The organism is Actinoplanes sp. NPDC051851, from assembly GCF_040681165.1.
In the GTDB taxonomy this organism is placed as follows: Bacteria; Actinomycetota; Actinomycetes; order Mycobacteriales; family Micromonosporaceae; genus Actinoplanes.
The window spans coordinates 1-4,773 of sequence record NZ_JBFAYF010000144.1; the positions used below are offsets into that span (position 1 = coordinate 1).

Sequence of the window (4,773 nt, forward strand, 5' to 3'; positions counted from 1 at the left end):
CGCCGTCGGCGACGATCTCCACAGGGACGGGTACCAGTACTGTCGCCAGTGCCCGCGCCCAGCGTCGGCGGTCCGTCGTCGGCGAGGATCTCAACCACGCGACCGTCGTCGGGCAGAAGGCGCCGATCGTGGCCAGCGCTGGCGGTCCGCCGTCGGCCAGTATCTCAACGCTCTTGGTGTCGCGCAGGTGGCCGGGGCCGCCGAGCCAGCGCCGACGGACCGCCGTCGGCGAGGATCTCAACAGCGTGCAGAAGTCGGTCACCGTCCTGCACACCGGCCAGCGCCAGCGGTCCGGGTCGGCGAGGATCTCAATCAGGGTTATTTCGAGGAGCAGGACTGGTACGACCGGTTCCAGTGCTAACGGTTCGCTCTCGGCGAGGATCCGACGGGATTAACGAGCAGTGCCGGCCGTTGTCGGCGAGGATCTCAACTCCTCCACAGGCAAGGCCGCCCGCGTCCGCTGCTCGCTGCCAGCGCCGGCGGTCCGCCGTCGACGAGGATCTCAACATCCAGAACTTTCGGGACTGGTGGAACAACGTCTACCTGCCAGCGTCGGCGGTCTGTCGTCGGCGAGGATCTCAACGCGGACGAGTGCTGCGACACCACCGCGGACGGGCCGTCAGCGCCGGCGGTCCGCCGCTGGCGAGGATCTCAACCCTTTTGACGACCAGGACACGACGGAGGCACAGTTCTACCAGCGCCAGCGCCAGCGCCAGCGCCAGCGCTCCGCCGTCGGCGAGGATCTCAACACCGGGTGGGTCTGCCGGACATCTTCGGAGATGTCGCGCCAGCGCCGGCGGTCCGCTGTCGGCGAGGATCTCAACTTGACGGGCATCGGGATGTTGCGGCCGAACCGGGTGTGCCCAGCGCCGACGGACCGCCGTCGGCGAGGATCTCAACCCGGAGGGGCAGGTCGGCTGGTGGGTCAAGGGCCAGGCCAGCGCCGACGGACCGCCGTCGGCGAGGATCTCAACATCGTGATCCGCCGCAGCCTGGCGGTGGCTACGGCCTCCAGCGCCGACGGACCGCCGTCGGCGAGGATCTCAACGGCTCGGCCGGCTGCAACGTGACCCTGCGGGCGGACCCCAGCGCCGATGAACCGCCGTCGGCGAGGATCTCAACTACGCGCTCTGGCCCAAGACCACGGGAGACCCCCGCGCCAGCGCCGACGGACCGCCGTCGGCGAGGATCTCAACAGGATCGGGTGGTCGGTGCGCATGCAGTGCCACAACCAGCGCCGACGGACCGCCGTCGGCGAGGATCTCAACACGCCCATCTTCGCGGCGATGTGGGCGACCTGGTCATCGCCAGCGCCGACGGACCGCCGTCGGCGAGGATCTCAACGACTCCAGGGCCGACCACACCAGCACCGTGCAGATCGGCCAGCGCCGACGGACCGCCGTCGGCGAGGATCTCAACCAGCCGGAGTTACGGGCACCCGTAAGTACGGGATGATCCAGCGCCGACGGACCGCCGTCGGCGAGGATCTCAACGAGATCGACCGGATCCTGGCCAACCTCGGCCAGTCCCCAGCGCCGACGGACCGCCGTCGGCGAGGATCTCAACACGCCCACCCGGGTACCCGCACCACAGCGCGCGACCAGCGCCGACGGACCGCCGTCGGCGAGGATCTCAACATCTGCCAGTGGGTGATCAGCCCCGTACGGGTGCGCACCAGCGCCGACGGACCGCCGTCGGCGAGGATCTCAACCGTGGAGGCGTGCAACACGGTCCTCGGGCTGATCCTGCCTCCAGCGCCGACGGACCGCCGTCGGCGAGGATCTCAACACCGGCGCGAGCATCGAGCTGGCCGACGACGAACCAGCGCCGACGGACCGCCGTCGGCGAGGATCTCAACCCCAGTTGGTGCTGCGGCTGACTGCGGAGACCCGGCCAGCGCCGACGGACCGCCGTCGGCGAGGATCTCAACACGTTCGTGGACTTGCCGCGCCGCGGTCGGCCGATACCGACCAGCGCCGACGGACCGCCGTCGGCGAGGATCTCAACGTCGATCACCGCGAGATAGCCGGCCGTCCCCAGCGGCCAGCGCCGACGGACCGCCGTCGGCGAGGATCTCAACGTCTTCGGCACGTGCAGCCGCATCGCCCCCGACGCCACCAGCGCCGACGGACCGCCGTCGGCGAGGATCTCAACTGCCAGGCCTCCGGGTTTGCGCCGGTGCCGGCGAACCAGCGCCGACGGACCGCCGTCGGCGAGGATCTCAACGTTCGAAGGTCAGCGAGTCGAGCGGGTCGCGGCCGACCAGCGCCGACGGACCGCCGTCGGCGAGGATCTCAACCGCCGGTACGCCCGCGACTGGGCGGCCGAACTGCTCGGCCAGCGCCGACGGACCGCCGTCGGCGAAGATCTCAACGGGACGGCGTAGCGGGCGAACCTGGCGAGCTCGTAGCCAGCGCCGACGGACCGCCGTCGGCGAGGATCTCAACTGGGGGCTGCGGTCGTACAAAGACGGTGGTGAGCACTTCCAGCGCCGACGGACCGCCGTCGGCGAGGATCTCAACACCGCCGAGGAACTCGAAGGCCTGTTCGCGAAGATCCAGCGCCGACGGACCGCCGTCGGCGAGGATCTCAACTGTGCCGAACAGGCGCACCGGGCCGGCGTCACCGCGGCCAGCGCCGACGGACCGCCGTCGGCGAGGATCTCAACGGGACGGCGTAGCGGGCGAACCTGGCGAGCTCGTAGCCAGCGCCGACGGACCGCCGTCGGCGAGGATCTCAACCCGAACTGGGCCGAGGACACCCCGACCATGTCGCAGCCAGCGCCGACGGACCGCCGTCGGCGAGGATCTCAACTGGGGGCTGCGGTCGTACAAAGACGGTGGTGAGCACTTCCAGCGCCGACGGACCGCCGTCGGCGAGGATCTCAACTTCCTGCACAAGATGAGCGACGACGGCGAGTACGACCGCCAGCGCCGACGGACCGCCGTCGGCGAGGATCTCAACTCCGCGGCTACGGCCGCGCTGACCACGACCGCTGGTGTCCAGCGCCGACGGACCGCCGTCGGCGAGGATCTCAACCCGTACGCCGGATCCGCTGCCGCCTCGCCCTTCACCCCAGCGCCGACGGTCCGTCGTCGGCGAGGATCTCAACACGCCGCACCGCCCCGGGTGATCAGCAGCCACGCCCCAGCGCCGACGGACCGCCGTCGGCGAGGATCTCAACATCTTCCAGACGCCGCGGCCGGCCTCCCCGGCCTCCCAGCGCCGACGGTCCGCCGTTGGCGAGGATCTCAACATCGGCTGCACGCCGCCGGCGCCGGCGGCGGACACCAGCGCCGACGGTCCGCCGTCGGCGAGGATCTCAACATGTGCAGCGCCTCGGACAGTGCCCACGGCGTCATCCCAGCGCCGACGGACCGCCGTCAGTGAGGATCTCAACATCAAGGGCGGAGACCTCACGGCGGGCGGGGTCATGCACCAGCGCCGACGGATTGCCGTCGGCGAGGATCTCAACAGTTTCGCTTCGTGACCGGACGTGTCCGGCTCGGCCAGCGCCGACGGACCGCCGTCGGCGAGGATCTCAACCGGCAGACCCCTGGAGGTAAGAAGTGAGCCTGCGCGCCCAGCGCCGGCGGTCCGCCGTCGGCGAGGATCTCAACACGTACGAAGGCACGATGGTCGTCGGCGCGAACCCGAACCAGCGTTGGCGGTCCGCCGTCGGCGAGGATCTCAACATCACCAGCCTGCTCGCCGCGTGCCTCTCCTTCCACCCAGCGCTGGCGGTCCGCTGTCGGCGAGGATCTCAACGCTCCGGCACCCGACATCACTTCACGCCCTCTCGCCCAGCGCTGGCGGTCCGTCGTCGGCGAGGATCTCAACCGTCCGGGAGAGACCACGGTGTTGTCTCGTGATGACCAGCGTCGGCGGTCCGTCGTCGGCGAGGATCTCAACGGTGTAGACCTGGCGGCGGCTGCTGCCTTCGCCTTCCCCCAGCGCCAGCGGTCCGCCGTCGGCGAGGATCTCAACATCAACTCGACCAGCGACCTGTTCCACGACCAGCCAGCGCCAGCGGTCCGCCGTCGGCGAGGATCTCAACTTGAGCGGCAGCGTCTCCCAGCCGGTCGCGGACCAGCGCCAGCGGTCCGCCGTCGGCGAGGATCTCAACGTCTGCCTCACCGCCCCGGCCACCCGCCGGGTCACCCCAGCGCCAGTGGTCCGCCGTCGGCGAGGATCTCAACGTGAGCCTGCCCGGCTGACCGATCACTTCTTCTGTCAGCGCCAGCGGTCCGCCGTCGGCGAGGATCTCAACCTTGGGGTACAGATCAGCGTGGTCCAGCAGCCACTGGATCCAGCGCCAGCGGTCCGCCGTCGGCGAGGATCACAACAGCGTGCGGGAGCCGGACACCCGCTTGCGTCCGGCCCAGCGCCGGCGGTCCGCCGTCGGCGAGGATCTCAACGCCGAGCCGGACGAGCCGGTCGTCGAGCACGACTGGCCAGCGCCGGCGGTCCGCCGTCGGCGAGGATCTCAACATGTGCAGCGCCTCGGACAGCGCCGTCACCGTCACCAGCGCCGACGGACCGTCGTCGGCGAGGATCTCAACGGGGGTGACCGGCAGTTTGATTGGGCCGGTCTTGCCGTCCAGCGTCGACGGACCGCCGTCGGCGAGGATCTCAACGCCAGCAGCAGTGGGGTGTGCCCGGACCGCGAGCCGCCACCGCCGACGGACTGCCGTCGGCGAGGATCTCAACGACGGCGGCAAGAGCGACGACGACACCGCGCTGGTCCAGCGCCGACGAGCCGCCGTCGGCGAG

Annotated in this window: 1 protein-coding gene and 1 CRISPR repeat array; the gene reads right to left on the reverse strand. The window is 70.5% G+C overall.

Annotated features, from left to right (window positions below; translation table 11 throughout):
- Positions 1–262, reverse strand: a 262-nt coding sequence (locus AB0M08_RS47165) for a hypothetical protein (RefSeq protein WP_364508826.1), incomplete at its 3' end; no start/stop codon positions are given.
- Positions 263–394: 132 nt separating this feature from the next.
- A CRISPR array of direct repeats spans positions 395–4,710; the repeat unit is 37 nt; unit sequence CCAGCGCCGACGGACCGCCGTCGGCGAGGATCTCAAC.
- Positions 4,711–4,773 lie beyond the last annotated feature (63 nt).